Raw genomic sequence first — 14,499 nt, 5'->3', positions numbered from 1 at the left:
CCAAAATTTGCAACGTACGATGACGAGCATCGTGCGCAGTTGACAACAAGGTACTTTCAATGACGGTTAAAACACGTTTTGCTCCAAGCCCAACAGGCTATCTTCACGTCGGTGGTGCACGTACTGCACTGTATTCTTGGTTATTTGCGAAAAGCCAAGGCGGTGAGTTCGTTTTACGTATTGAAGATACGGATTTAGAGCGTAACTCTCAGGAAGCCGTTGATGCGATTCTTGAAGGCATGACATGGATGGGTCTGGAGTGGGATGAGGGTCCTTACTTCCAATCTAAGCGTTTTGATCGTTACAACGAGATGGTTGATCGTTTACTTGCTGAAGACAAAGCTTACAAGTGCTACGCACCAAAAGAGCTCTTAGAAGAGATTCGTGCAGAGCAAGAAGCAAACAAAGAAATGCCTCGTTATGATGCTAACCACCCAAAAATTGTTGCAGCAAATGCTGCGGCAGCAGAAGGTGATGCGTGCGTGATTCGCTTCCGCAACCCGAAAGAAGGTAGCGTGGTATTTGATGATCAAATCCGTGGTCGTATCGAAATCTCGAACAGCCAAATGGATGACTTGATCATTCGTCGTACTGACGGTGCGCCAACGTACAACTTTGTTGTGGTTGTTGATGACTGGGATATGGGGATCACACACGTGGTACGTGGTGAAGATCATATCAATAACACACCACGTCAAATTAATATCTATGAAGCACTTGGTGCACCAGTACCGACTTTTGCTCACTGTGCAATGATTCTTGGTGATGATGGCGCGAAGTTATCTAAGCGTCATGGTGCAGTTTCGGTAATGCAATACCGTGATGAAGGTTACTTGCCAAATGCACTAAACAACTACCTTGTTCGTTTAGGTTGGTCTCATGGTGACCAAGAAATTTTCTCGACAGAAGAAATGATTAACTTGTTCTCGTTAGATGCGATTTCAAAGTCTGCTTCAGCGTTCAACACTGATAAATTGTTGTGGCTGAACAACCACTACATCAAGACTTCAGCTCCTGAGTACGTGGCAAAGTACCTACAATGGCATCTAGATGAGCAAAAGCTAAACATCGAAAATGGCCCGGCGATTACCGATGTGATTACCCTTGTAGGTGAGCGTTGTAACACGCTAGTTGAGCTTGCGCAGCAAGTTCGCTACTTCTACGAAGATTTCTCTGAATTTGAAGCTGGTGCGGCGAAGAAACATCTACGCGGCGTAGCAAAAGGCCCTCTAGAAGCGGCGCTTGCGAAAGTGGAAGCGTTGCAAGAGTGGACAACAGAAAATATCAAAGACCAAGTGATTGCAGCAGTGTGTGAAGAGCTTGAAATTGGTATGGGTAAAATCGGTATGCCACTTCGTGTTGCAGTAACAGGTGGCGGTCAATCGCCATCGGTTGATGCGGTAATGGAACTCGTGGGTAAAGAGCGTGTTATTGCGCGTATTACCATGGCGCTCGCTTTCATTGCAGAGCGTGAAGCAAACGCATAAGGCATGATGAATGTTAAAAACCGCTGTTAGAACGGCGGTTTTTTTGTACGTTACATGATGTAAAAAATGAAAAAGGCGACCATTGGTCGCCTTTTGTTTATCTAATTTATAACGGTTTAAGCCTATCTACTATTTGGCGAGATAATCACGAATAGATTGCTCTATTCCCGTTGCATCCAAGCCAAGTTCCGCGTGCAGTTCTTCTTGCGAACCTTGCGCGATGAACTGATCTGGCAGACCTAAGTTTAGTACTGGTTTAAGTATTTTTTCACTCATCATAAACTCGATAACGCCCGCACCTGCGCCGCCAGCAATCGCGTTTTCTTCAAGCGTCACGATGACATCGTGCGATGCACAAAGCTCTTTGATCAGCGCTTCATCAAGAGGTTTGACAAAACGCATGTCGGCAACGGTAGCATCAAGCGCTTCAGCGGCTTGTAGCGCGTCTTCTAGGAAGGTACCAAAAGAAAGAATCGCTACATTCTTCCCTTCTCGCACGATACGCCCTTTACCGATCTCTAGCGCAGTAAACGCTTGTTCTGGCGTAGTACCATTACCGCTGCCACGAGGGTAGCGAACAGCACTTGGACCGTTATGAGTATGACCTGTGTAGAGCATTTGACGACATTCATTTTCATCGCTTGGTGCCATAATAACCATGTTAGGAATGCATCGCATGAAGCTAAGATCAAATGCCCCTTGGTGTGTTTGACCATCAGCCCCCACTAACCCAGCTCGGTCAATGGCAAACATCACGGGGAGATTCATAATCGCCACATCATGGATAAGCTGATCATAGCCACGCTGTAAGAACGTAGAGTAGATCGCTACAATAGGGTGGTTTCCGGCGATAGCCATCCCTGTAGCCAGTGTCACGGCATGCTGTTCAGCAATGGCAACATCGAAATACTGCTCTGGATATTCTTTAGAAAAGCGTACCATACCAGAACCTTCTCTCATCGCGGGTGTAATTGCCATGAGCTTAGGATCTTGCGCGGCCATATCACAAAGGAAGTCACCAAATATTTTAGAATAAGTGGGCTTGCTAGAGCTACTTTTTGGCAGGCTTGAATGAGATGGATCGAATTTAGGCACACCGTGATAACCAATCGGATCTTTCTCGGCAGGTTCATAACCTTTGCCTTTCTTGGTCATGATATGCAGAAATTGAGGGCCTTTAAGCTCACGCATATTTTTGAGCGTTTTAATCAACTCATTGACATCGTGACCATCAACAGGACCGATGTAATTGAAACCGAACTCCTCAAACAAAGTGCCCGGAACAATCATGCCTTTCAAGTGTTCTTCAGTACGACGAACCAACTCCTTAATTGGAGGCAAGCCAGAAAGTGCCTTCTTGCCACCTTCGCGAATTGAAGTATAAAGACTCCCTGATAACACTTGTGCTAAATGGTTGTTAAGTGCCCCGACGTTCTCTGAGATCGACATTTCGTTATCGTTAAGGATAACCAACATATCTGGGTGGACATCACCAAGCATGGTTGAGCGCTTCGAAAGCCATACCAGCCGTGATCGCGCCATCGCCAATGACACTGACGACTTTACGGTTTTGCTGCTCTTTTTGCGCACTAATCGCAATACCAAGCGCGGCACTGATTGATGTAGATGAGTGACCGACAGACAGGACGTCGTATTCACTTTCTTCACGCCATGGGAATGGGTGCAGTCCATCTTTTTGACGAATCGTCGACATTTTTTCGCGACGACCCGTTAATATTTTGTGTGGGTAAGCCTGATGGCCTACATCCCAAATGAGTTGATCAAATGGTGTGTTGTAGACGTAATGTAGGGCGACAGTAAGCTCAACCGTTCCCAGGCCGGAGGCAAGGTGCCCGCTGGACTGGCTAACTGAATTTAACAAATACGTCCGCAGCTCTTCGCACAGCTTAGGCAGCGATTCCTTTGGCATCAAACGCAGATCTTCTGGCGTATTTGCTAATGTCAGTGTCGGATATTTGGAAATATCAAGTGTCATAGTAATTCAGCGCTTAGTATTGTTAATTGTTGCGCTCGATGACATATCGGGCGAAATCTTCTAGTAATTGCGTATTGTAGGGGATTGCATCTAAAGCACAAAGCGCTTCTTCGAAAAGAGCCTTGGCTTTTTGCTGTGCACCTTCTAACCCAAGTAGTGCAGGGTAGGTGCTTTTGTTTAACTCTTGATCGGAACCTTGCGGTTTACCTAGCGTTTCAGTATCACCAATAACATCAAGAATATCGTCATGTACTTGGAACGCGAGACCAATAGATTCGGCATATTTCTCAAGCTGAGGGAGGACGGCGACGCCCTTATCACCCGCGGCCAGCGCGCCTAACTGAACCGCACATTTTATTAGTGCTCCAGTTTTATGGCGATGAATTTGTTCGAGTTCATTGATATCAACGAAGCGGTTCTCGGCCTCTAAATCCAATGATTGACCAACGCACATTCCCGCCGCACCTGATGCAAATGCCAATAGCTTTATCATCTCTATACGTTGTGTTTCAGCGGTAGGGGCAATCGGACCTTCTGATAGGATCGTAAATGATAGCGTTTGCAGTGCATCACCTAAGCCAAAATCGCCGTGGCTTCATCAAACTCAATATGGCAAGTTGCTTGCCCACGGCGTAATTCGTCGTCGTCCATAGCGGGTAAGTCATCATGGATGAGCGAATAGGCATGAACGCACTCAATCGCTGCCGCTGGTGTATCGAGCTCTTCGAGCGTGCAGTCGAGCATTTGCCCAGTGGCATAAACTAAAAAGGGTCTGGCACGCTTACCGCCGAGTAGCAGCGCGTAGCGCATTGCTTCGGTTAAACGTTGTTTTTGAAACGGATTGGTGTCCAACCAAGCATTCAATTGCTGGTTGTTTCTTGTCTGATAAGACTGCAAAGTCTCGATCATGTCGGTACTCACTTTTGACATTACTCTGGCTGTTGGGAGAAATCTTGCAGCTCAGCGTTATCGTCTTTGCTAAGAAGAATACTGACTTTTTGTTCTGCATCGGTAAGCTTATGTTGACCTGCTCGTGCGAGGGCAATACCACGCTCAAATTTCTTGAGGGCATCGTCTAATGCAAGGTCACCATTTTCAAGTTGCTCGACAAGCTGATCGAGTTCGTCGACTGTCGCTTCAAATGACATATTTTCTGGTTTTTTCGTAGCCATAACGTACTTGTTTTATCCGAAATGATCGAACGTTACATGAGCCTCGTCAGATGGTCAAATTAATGGTGCGAAAAATGTAGGCAAGGTAGGGTACTGGCGGGGCTTACGGCAAAAAAATACTCGATTTATCGCGAACTAAAGGTCTCTAGAATCCCTTTGCCTTGGTTGTTTTACAGTACTTATGTTCAAAACTGTGATTTTATGGTCATAAATAACTTAAAGATATCGAGGCGTGGTCGATAACCTCATTATAAAGCGATAGACTCAAGCGCATTATTGATTCAATTAAAATCATGTGCGACGTCAAAAGAAAACGGAGTATTGAGTGGATTTAGCGACGCTTGTTGGCCTCATCGGTGGGGTGGCATCCATTATTGTAGCCATGGTGCTTGGCGGAAGCATCATGATTTATTACGACACAACGTCTGTATTTATTGTGATTGGTGGCTCAACGTTTGTTGTGTTGATGAAGTTCACATTAAGTCAGTTTTTTAGTGCGGCCAAAATTGCTGGCAAAGCGTTCATGTTCAAGACGGATGAACCTGAAGACCTTATCGCTAAAATCGTTGAAATGGCGGATGCCGCGCGTAAAGGTGGTTTCCTAGCATTAGAAGAGATGGACATTCAAAATAGCTTTATGCAAAAGGGTATCGACTTATTAGTGGATGGTCATGACGCAGAAGTGGTAAGAAATGCCATGCAAAAAGATATTGCGCTTACCGATGAGCGACATGTTAAGGGGGCCAGTGTGTTCAAAGCATTTGGTGATGTTGCGGCCTAGCGATGGGTATGATTGGTACCTTAATTGGCTTGGTGGCGATGCTTTCTAACATGGATGATCCTAAATCTATTGGCCCGGCGATGGCGGTGGCGTTGTTGACGACGCTTTATGGTGCCATATTGTCCAATATGCTGTTTTTCCCGATTGCCGATAAATTGACGCTGCGTAGAGAGCAAGAAAAACTCAACCGTCGTCTCATTATGGACGGCGTGTTGGCCATTCAAGATGGACAGAACCCACGAGTCATCGATGGTTACTTGAAAAACTATCTTAATGAAAGTAAACGCGCTTTTGATTTGGATGGTGAGTAGTATGCCAGTCCTAGTCATTGAGCAAGGTGGGGAGGCATTCTAATGGAAGACGATAAAAAGTGCGACTGTCCGCCACCTGGCCTTCCTCAGTGGATGGGTACCTTTGCTGACTTGATGTCGCTGTTAATGTGCTTTTTTGTTTTATTACTTTCATTCTCAGAAATGGATGTGTTGAAGTTTAAGCAAATTGCGGGTTCGATGAAGTTTGCGTTTGGTGTGCAAAATAGATTGGAAGTGAAGGATATCCCTAAAGGAACCAGCATTATTGCTCAAGAGTTCCGACCGGGTCGACCGGAGCCTACGCCCATCGACGTCATTATGCAGCAGACGATAGACATTACTCAACAGACATTGGAATTTCAAGAAGGCGACTCTGATCGCGCAGGTGGCAACCAACGTGATGATGGAAAAATCACTGGTGGTCAAACCGCCGATCGTACCCAAAAAAATCAAATTGGTACCGCATCATCCGAAAGTGAAGATGCGTCGAAAGAGTTAGAAAAACTGGAAGAAGCGATAAAAATGGCGCTTCAACAAGAAATTAAACAAGGTGCGGTTGAAGTAGAAAACCTTGGTCAGCAACTGGTTATCAGAATTGAAGAAAAAGGCGCCTTTCCTGAAGGCTCGGCTTTTTTACAGCCTAAGTTTAGGCCGTTGGTGCGTCAGGTTGCGGATTTAGCGAAAGACATTCCCGGTTTAATACGGGTTTCTGGTCACACTGATAACACACCGCTAGATTCTGAACTGTATCGTTCAAACTGGGATTTATCTTCTCAAAGAGCCGTCTCCGTTGCGCAAGAAATGGAGAAAGTTAAAGGGTTTTCTCATCAGAGGCTTAGAGTGATAGGTGTGGCGGATACGGAACCAAGAGAGCCTAACGATACAGAAAGGCAGCGCGCGCGAAATCGTCGTGTCGAAATCAGTATTATGCAAGGTGAACCGCTCTTTACCGAAGAAGTATCAGCGGACGGCGAGTAGCATTGCTGATGGACACCACCTGTTGAGTCATCATGACGCCAGTGCTTACGCGCTGGCGTTTTTTATTCCGATATTGCCTGAAGCATAGACAGAAACTGGAATCCAAGAGTCAGTTAGGTATATACTTGCGCCCCTGAGAAATTCTGACGTGAAAACGATGACGATTTAGCGTGGAAATGTCCCTCAGACTTATACTACAGTTGTTATATTGCCCTTACTGTCGGATTAGACAGCATTCCAACGAGATGTGATTAGACTATGAGATTTATCGTAAAGCCCCATCCAGAGATTTTTGTTAAAAGTGACTCAGTGCGTAAGCGCTTTACCAAAATCCTTGAGTCCAATTTGCGTATTATTATTCAACGTCGTACTGAATCTGTAGCGGTGATGAACCGTCGCGATCACATTGAAGTGAGTGCAAACTCGGCGCAATACTACAATGAAGTGTTAGAGATATTGACGCATACCTCGGGTATTCATCATGTATTGGAAGTACAGCAATCAGAATTCACTGACTTGCACGACATCTACGAGCAAGTGCTTGAGCTCAATGGCGGACTTATTGCTGATAAAACATTCTGCGTACGCGCCAAGCGACGTGGTAAGCATGAGTTTACCTCAATTGAACTTGAGCGTTATGTTGGTGGTGGCCTAAACCAAGCGGTAGAAAGTGCACGAGTTAAACTGAGCAAGCCAGATGTGACGGTTAATGTTGAGGTTGCTAATGATAAACTCAACCAAGTTATTGCTCGTCATAAGGGGCTTGGCGGTTTCCCGTTAGGTACTCAAGAAGATTTATTGAGCTTGATCTCTGGTGGTTTTGACTCCGGTGTGTCGAGTTACTTGCATATTAAGCGCGGTTCTAAAACACATTACTGTTTCTTTAATCTTGGTGGGCCAGCTCACGAGATTGGCGTGAAGCAAGTGGCGCACTTTTTGTGGAATAAGTATGGTTCTTCAGCAAAAGTAAAATTCATTTCTGTGGATTTTGAGCCTGTTGTGGCTGAAATTCTAGAGAAAGTCGATGATGGCCAAATGGGTGTCGTACTTAAGCGTATGTTTATGCGTGCTGGTGGTATGGTCGCCGAGAAATTTGGTATCCAAGCTCTGGTTACTGGTGAGGCATTAGGTCAAGTATCAAGCCAAACTCTGACCAACTTACGTCACATCGATAATGTGACGGATACGTTAATTCTTCGTCCTCTTATCAACTGGGATAAAGAAGATATTATTGACGTTGCTCGTGAAATTGGTACGGAAGACTTCGCTAAAACGATGCCTGAATACTGTGGCGTGATCTCTAAGAAGCCAACGGTTAAAGCCGTAAAGGCAAAGCTAGAAATTGAAGAAGAAAAATTCGATTTTTCAATTCTTGATCAAGTGGTGTCTGATGCGAGAGTGATGGATATCCGCGATATAGAGAAAGAAAGCCAACAGCAAGCACCAGAAGTTGAACAGGTTCAAGCGGTAGAAGAACACGCGATAGTGTTAGATATTCGTAGCGCAGAAGAAGAGGAAGAGAGCCCACTTGAGATTACTGGTGTAGAAGTGAAGCACTTGCCATTCTTTAAGCTAGGGACTCAGTTCGGCGATCTTGATCAAACGAAAACCTACTTACTGTACTGTGACCGTGGTGTGATGAGCCGCCTACAAGCGTTGTACTTGCAAGAGCAAGGCTTTGCTAATGTTAAGGTTTATCGTCCATAGAAGTCGGCGATAGCTCGATTGACTGCAGACAAATTGGCTTGCACAAAATAGAAATAAAAAGGCGCATAATGCGCCTTTTTTTGATCGTGCGTTTAATGGTTCGATTCGATCTGTTACATCGAGCTCTCCGGCCAGTCATTGGGCACGATAAACCAAAACTGGCCAGATTCAGATTGGCAATGAACAAAATGTTCCGGCCAAGATGTTAAGGCTTTCGGCCTAGTACCCGAAAATCCAGTTGCCCATAAATGCTTCGGAAGGGCATACATCGGCTCAGTTAATTTAGTGATGTCCTTTTGGTAGCACCAGAAACCAGCAATATTATTTTCGTCCAGATCAAATCCAAGGCATTGCTTAGGTACTGGCTCGAAATGGAATGGGTTGACGTAGAGCCTTCCTTGCATCAGTAGATGTTTGCTATTGGGGGCTAAATCAGGGAATTGATCTTTAAAGGCATCGGTATCACTCATCATCAATTGATGCTCTAACATTCTAGATAACTTCATATCTAAGCGATCTTTTGCATTGGGGCCATACCAACGGTTGTCTTTTAGCAGATAGAACTTGATGGCGACTTCCCAGTGTTCCAAAGTAGACTGTCGTTTATTGCCAATTAAGAAGTCGATAGCGCCTAATGTCTTTTTATCCTGCTGTAATTGTATCTCTTCTGCAATGACGTCGTAATCTGGGTGCTGTTCAAAGTGACGACGACAGAGCTCTTGATAAAGAAAGCCCAAACGTGGATTACCATGATAGGGGGCGGTGTCCATGGGGGTGAGGTCTGCCTTTGGAGGCAACTGTGTTTCCAAGCGAGGATCACCATTAGTTAAGCTCGATGCTTGGCTTATCCATGTTGCAAATTCGGCTAAATAGTCTTTCATCATGAGTTTTATACTTTCCTTTCGACAGCATTAGATTAAATTGCTATAACCATCTGGATCAAGCCACAAAGCAGGAATTTGCATGAACCATCTACAACTTGAAGCAATATTGAATGACAAGCTATCACCGCAACTCATTAAAGACTACTGCCCTAACGGGTTGCAGGTTGAAGGCGCGGTAGAGATAAAAAAAATAGTCACTGGTGTGACGGCCTCTCAAGCGTTAATCGATCATGCTATTTTGGTGAATGCGGATGCCATTCTTGTTCATCATGGTTACTTTTGGAAAGGTGAGCCAGAAGCGATTCGTGGCATGAAGGGTAAGCGAATTCGTAGCTTGATTAAACACGATATTAACCTTTTTGGTTATCATCTACCGTTAGATATCCATCCAGAGCTCGGTAACAACGCCCAGTTGGCTCAATTGCTTGATATTGAGGTTGAGGCAGGGTTGGAAGGGCATGCGCAGTCAGTTGCCATGTGTGGTCGTTTTAAGCGACCGATGTCTGGGAAGGAATTGGCGCAGCGTCTCCACTCGGTGTTGAATCGAGAACCCCTTCATATTGCACCGGAAAATGAAGATAAGCTCATAACAACGGTAGGTTGGTGCACGGGCGGTGGGCAAGATTATATTGAAATGGCCGCCGCGCAGGGGCTGGATGCGTTTATTTCGGGTGAAGTATCAGAGCGGACCACGTATACGGCACGTGAGATGGGCATACACTACTTTGCAGCAGGGCATCATGCCACTGAAAGATACGGGGTTAAAGCGTTAGGGGAGTGGTTAGCGGCTGAACATAGTTTGGATGTTGAATTTGTCGATATCGATAATCCAGTATAAGTGTTCTCCCTAAAGCATTAGCACTTTGCGTGCTCACACCTAAGAAATGGATGAGCATAAATTGGTTAGGTATAAAAAAGAGCAGCCCTGGCGCTGCTCTTTTTTGTTTACATTTTCACAGATAGTGCCTAATTAAGCGCTATGTGTACTCAGTTACTCACGTTCATGTAGAGGTCGGAAATCACGCATTTCTTCACCCGTGTAAAGTTGACGTGGACGACCAATTCGGTTTGCAGGATCACTGTGCATTTCGTTCCAGTGCGCAATCCAACCAACAGTACGAGACATCGCAAAGATAACGGTAAACATAGAAACAGGAATACCGATTGCTTTAAGAATGATACCTGAATAGAAGTCTACGTTCGGGTAAAGTTTCTTCGAGACGAAGTATTCATCAGACAGTGCAATACGCTCTAGTTCCATCGCCACGTCAAGCAGTGGATCTTGAATGTTGAGCTCTTTAAGCACTTCATGACAGGCTTCACGCATAACTGTTGCACGTGGGTCGTAATTCTTATAAACACGGTGACCAAAGCCCATGAGGCGGAATGGGTCGTCTTTATCTTTTGCTCTATCAACATACTCTGGAATGTTGTCGACGGAGCCGATCTCTTCCAACATACGTAAACATGCTTCGTTAGCACCACCGTGAGCTGGGCCCCAAAGTGACGCAATACCTGCTGCAATACAAGCGAACGGGTTAGCGCCAGATGAACCTGCAAGACGTACTGTTGATGTTGATGCGTTTTGTTCGTGGTCTGCGTGTAAAGTGAAAATCTTATCCATGGCACGAGCAACGATAGGGTTGACTTCATACTCTTCACATGGGTTAGCAAACATCATATGTAGGAAGTTTTCCGCGTATGTTAGGTCGTTACGTGGATAGATGAATGGCTGACCGATTGAGTATTTGTAACACATCGCCGCCAGTGTCGGCATCTTCGAAATGAGTCGGTATGCCGCAATTTCACGGTGGTTGTCATTATTGACATCTAACGAGTCATGATAGAAGGCAGCAAGTGCACCAACTACACCACACATTACGGCCATCGGGTGAGCGTCACGACGGAAACCGTGGAAGAAGCTCGCGATTTGTTCGTGAACCATAGTGTGACGGGTAACCGTCTGTTTGAAGCTCTCATACGCTTCTCGGGTAGGGGCTTCGCCCATGAGAAGGATATAACATACTTCTAGGTAATCTGCATTGTTAGCCAATTGATCGATTGGGAATCCACGGTGCAAAAGCACACCTTTGTCACCATCGATATAAGTGATTTGAGATTCACAGGATGCAGTGGCAAGAAAACCTGGGTCAAAAGTAAAATAACCATTTGCTCCAAGCTTACGAACATCGACTACTTGTGGTCCTATAGAACCATCCATAATCGGCAGCTCGATCGGCGCTGTACCTTCAATGTGAAGGGTCGCTTTCTTATCCGCCATAACAATCTCCTTTGTTTATTATTTAATCCGTCCAGGATGTTTATGTGCCAATTTTTTACTTTGCTTCGACTTCAAAGTCAATTTATATACGGTTTTGTGTGCACTTGTTATGATTTTTTAAGGAAAAATGGTTAAAAATCTGTGCTGTGTAGCATATTTTGTTACAGCAATTGTATTAGAATGTTGCCAGCCGTATAGTTGCGGTGAAAATTTTGGCTGAGTCCTTATAAAATCGAGGGTACAAACCGAAGTGAGGTCGGTGCTAACCCTAGGTGTTTAACATTTTCATTACAATTATCTCGGTTGTAACACGGAATAATTGTTAAGTTTGTGTTAATTTTTGAGGCTTCCAAGCCAAAATTTATCTATAACAATAAATGCTCAATGGAGCTGAGTGAGCAAGCCCATGAAAGAAAGAAAGCCCAGACCTGTTAATTTAGATTTACAAACAATAAAAATGCCAATCACGGCAATTGCGTCCATCCTGCACCGAGTGTCGGGTGTGATTACTTTTGTGTCGATTGGAATCCTCCTATGGTTACTATCCAAGTCACTTTCCTCCCCTATTGGATTCGCTGAAGCGGCAGACATCGTCGACGGTTTCTTCGTGACGTTTATTCTTTGGGGAATATTGACGGCATTGGCTTACCACATTGTTGGTGGTATTCGTCATTTGCTTATGGATCTTGGTCATTTTGAAGAGCTCGATACGGGCGCAAAAAGTGCCAAGGTTTCCTTCATCTTGACAGGTATTCTGTCTCTATTGGCGGGAGTATTAGTATGGTAGGTAGTGTTTCTTCAGTTGGTCGTAATGGCGTTCACGATTTCTTATTGATTCGTGCAACGGCGATCATTATGACGCTTTATACGATTTATATCGTAAGCTTTTGTGCCTTTTCTGGCGATATCTCTTATGTGTCATGGACGCAATTTTTTGGTGGGACCTTTACTAAAGTCTTCACGATGCTCGCCCTGACATCAGTACTGATTCATGCCTGGATCGGTTTATGGCAAGTTCTTACAGACTATATCAAATGCACCAAGTTACGTGGTGGACTGCAGTTGGCCATTATTGCAGTGCTTCTTGGTTATTTCTTCTCTGGTTTCTTTATTCTGTGGGGTGCGTAAGTGACTATTCCAGTTAGAGAGTTTGACGCTGTTGTAATCGGCGCTGGTGGTGCGGGTATGCGTGCTGCTCTACAAATTTCAGAGCAAGGCTTAAGCTGTGCTCTTTTATCAAAAGTTTTCCCAACTCGTTCACATACGGTATCCGCTCAAGGTGGTATTACCGTTGCGCTAGGTAATGCGCATGAGGATCACTGGGAACAGCATATGTACGACACGGTAAAAGGTTCCGATTATATCGGCGACCAAGATGCCATTGAGTATATGTGTAAGAACGGACCTGAATCTGTTATTGAACTTGAAAAAATGGGATTGCCATTTTCTCGTTTTGATAATGGCTCTATCTACCAACGTCCATTTGGTGGCCAATCTAAAAACTTTGGTGGTGAGCAAGCTGCGCGTACCGCCGCTGCCGCTGACCGTACTGGTCACGCATTGCTTCACACGCTTTACCAGCAAAATATCAAGCACAAGACCACGATTTTCTCAGAATGGTATGCGCTTGATCTTGTGAAGAATGAAGACGGCGCCATTATGGGTTGTACGGCACTTTGCATGGAAACGGGTGAAGTGTGTTATTTCAAATCCAAGGCGACGATTTTAGCAACCGAGTGGCGCTGGTCGTATTTATGCCTCGACAACGAATGCGCATATCAATGCTCGGTGATGGTGTGGGTATGGCAATTCGCGCTGGTGTTCCAATGCAAGATATCGAAATGTGGCAATTCCACCCAACGGGTATTGCGGGCGCAGGGGTACTTGTGACGGAAGGGTGTCGTGGTGAAGGTGGTTACCTTCTAAATAAAGATGGCGAACGTTTCATGGAGCGCTATGCACCAAATGCGAAGGACTTGGCTGGTCGTGATGTGGTTGCGCGTTCGATGATGATTGAGATTCGTGAAGGCCGTGGTTGTGATGGCCCTTGGGGACCGCACATCAAGCTGAAACTTGATCATTTGGGTAAAGATACACTTGAGTCGCGTCTTCCTGGTGTTTGTGAGTTGTCTCGTACGTTTGCTCACGTTGATCCAGTCAAAGAGCCAATCCCAGTTATACCAACTTGTCACTACATGATGGGTGGCGTGCCGACTCAAGTTTCGGGTCAAGCTATTAAGCAAGATGCCAATGGATCGGATGTAGAGATTCAAGGTTTATTTGCTTGTGGTGAAATTGCCTCGGTATCCGTGCATGGTGCGAACCGCTTAGGTGGCAACTCGCTACTTGATTTGGTGGTATTTGGTCGTGCTACAGGTCTACACCTTGGCGAAACACTGAATAAACAAGCGGACGCAAAACCGAGCGACTGACGCTGATATTGAGCGCTCGCTAGAACGTTACAACCGATGGGAAAATAGCACTGGCGGTGAAGACCCAGCTCAAATTCGTAAGGATTTGCAGCAATGTATGCAAAACAACTTCTCGGTGTTCCGTGAAGGTGATGCGATGGCAAAAGGACTTGAAGAACTAAAAGTCATTCGTGAACGTTTGAATAATGCCTACCTGTCTGATAAATCGACAGAATTCAACACGCAGCGTATTGAATGTTTAGAGCTTGAAAACCTAATGGAAACGGCATTTGCAACGGCTGTGGCGGCGAACTACCGTACAGAAAGCCGTGGTGCTCATGCTCGATTCGACTTCCCAGATCGTGATGATGAGCAATGGCTATGCCACTCCATCTACAATCCTGAGACAGAAGCGATGTCGAAGCGTGGCGTAAACATGGAACCAGTACATCGTGAAGCTTTTCCACCAAAAGCACGTACGTACTAAGAGG

The 14,499-nt window shown here is 45.2% G+C and carries 9 protein-coding genes and 4 pseudogenes; 8 read left to right on the top strand and 5 right to left on the bottom strand.

Annotated features, from left to right (window positions below):
* Positions 1-59 precede the first annotated feature (59 nt).
* Positions 60-1,487: a glutamate--tRNA ligase gene (gene gltX / locus AC0L66_RS14235; protein ID WP_265677414.1), complete on the top strand. Its 1,428-nt coding sequence runs from the start codon at positions 60-62 to the stop codon at positions 1,485-1,487.
* A 129-nt stretch (positions 1,488-1,616) separates the two neighbouring features.
* On the opposite strand, the pseudogene dxs reads toward gltX, so the two are convergent.
* The 3 genes and pseudogenes from dxs to xseB form a co-directional block, all read right to left on the bottom strand.
* Positions 1,617-3,483: pseudogene (gene dxs, locus AC0L66_RS14230) on the bottom strand (1-deoxy-D-xylulose-5-phosphate synthase).
* A 22-nt stretch (positions 3,484-3,505) separates the two neighbouring features.
* Positions 3,506-4,392: pseudogene (gene ispA, locus AC0L66_RS14225) on the bottom strand ((2E,6E)-farnesyl diphosphate synthase).
* A gap of 20 nt (positions 4,393-4,412) precedes the next feature.
* Positions 4,413-4,655, bottom strand: a complete 243-nt coding sequence (gene xseB, locus AC0L66_RS14220; protein WP_250615595.1) for an exodeoxyribonuclease VII small subunit — start codon at positions 4,653-4,655, stop codon at positions 4,413-4,415.
* 325 nt (positions 4,656-4,980) lie between these two features.
* On the opposite strand from xseB, the pseudogene pomA reads away from it, so the two are divergent.
* The 3 genes and pseudogenes from pomA (at position 4,981) to thiI (ending at position 8,432) form a co-directional block, all read left to right on the top strand.
* Positions 4,981-5,747: pseudogene (gene pomA, locus AC0L66_RS14215) on the top strand (flagellar motor protein PomA).
* A gap of 42 nt (positions 5,748-5,789) precedes the next feature.
* Positions 5,790-6,725 (top strand): flagellar motor protein MotB, encoded by a 936-nt coding sequence (locus tag AC0L66_RS14210; protein ID WP_265677410.1) that lies wholly within the window; start codon positions 5,790-5,792, stop codon positions 6,723-6,725.
* A 258-nt stretch (positions 6,726-6,983) separates the two neighbouring features.
* The gene (gene thiI / locus AC0L66_RS14205) at positions 6,984-8,432 is read left to right on the top strand and encodes a tRNA uracil 4-sulfurtransferase ThiI (protein WP_265677409.1); all 1,449 of its coding nucleotides are present in this window, start codon (positions 6,984-6,986) and stop codon (positions 8,430-8,432) included.
* Between the two features lie 113 nt (positions 8,433-8,545).
* Here thiI and AC0L66_RS14200 read toward each other — a convergent pair whose 3' ends face one another.
* Positions 8,546-9,316, bottom strand: a complete 771-nt coding sequence (locus tag AC0L66_RS14200) for a DUF1853 family protein (RefSeq protein WP_473567746.1) — start codon at positions 9,314-9,316, stop codon at positions 8,546-8,548.
* Between the two features lie 79 nt (positions 9,317-9,395).
* Between AC0L66_RS14200 and AC0L66_RS14195 the strand changes: the two genes are divergently transcribed.
* Positions 9,396-10,154 carry a Nif3-like dinuclear metal center hexameric protein gene (locus AC0L66_RS14195; protein WP_473567744.1) on the top strand — a complete coding sequence of 253 codons (759 nt, stop codon included), beginning with the start codon at positions 9,396-9,398 and terminating at the stop codon, positions 10,152-10,154.
* A gap of 153 nt (positions 10,155-10,307) precedes the next feature.
* Here the strand turns inward: AC0L66_RS14195 and AC0L66_RS14190 are convergent, their stop codons facing one another.
* Entirely contained in the window at positions 10,308-11,597 is a 1,290-nt protein-coding gene (locus AC0L66_RS14190; protein WP_265677406.1) for a citrate synthase, read from the bottom strand.
* A gap of 394 nt (positions 11,598-11,991) precedes the next feature.
* Between AC0L66_RS14190 and sdhC the strand changes: the two genes are divergently transcribed.
* The 3 genes and pseudogenes from sdhC to sdhA all read left to right on the top strand — a co-directional run bounded on the left by sdhC (position 11,992) and on the right by sdhA (position 14,495).
* Positions 11,992-12,384, top strand: coding sequence for a succinate dehydrogenase cytochrome b556 subunit (gene sdhC, locus AC0L66_RS14185; RefSeq protein ID WP_250615588.1), 393 nt, complete (start codon positions 11,992-11,994; stop codon positions 12,382-12,384).
* A complete protein-coding gene (gene sdhD, locus AC0L66_RS14180) occupies positions 12,378-12,725 on the top strand; it encodes a succinate dehydrogenase, hydrophobic membrane anchor protein (protein WP_250615587.1) in 348 nt (115 codons plus the stop codon). The genes sdhC and sdhD overlap by 7 nt, the downstream gene beginning before the upstream one ends.
* Positions 12,726-14,495 (top strand): annotated as a pseudogene (sdhA, locus tag AC0L66_RS14175) (succinate dehydrogenase flavoprotein subunit).
* The last annotated feature ends 4 nt before the right edge of the window (positions 14,496-14,499 follow it).

This window comes from Vibrio sp. GJ43-1, from assembly GCF_055808835.1.
The sequence above is the reverse complement of the archived record's forward strand: the minus strand, read 5'-3'. Positions and strand labels throughout refer to the sequence as shown.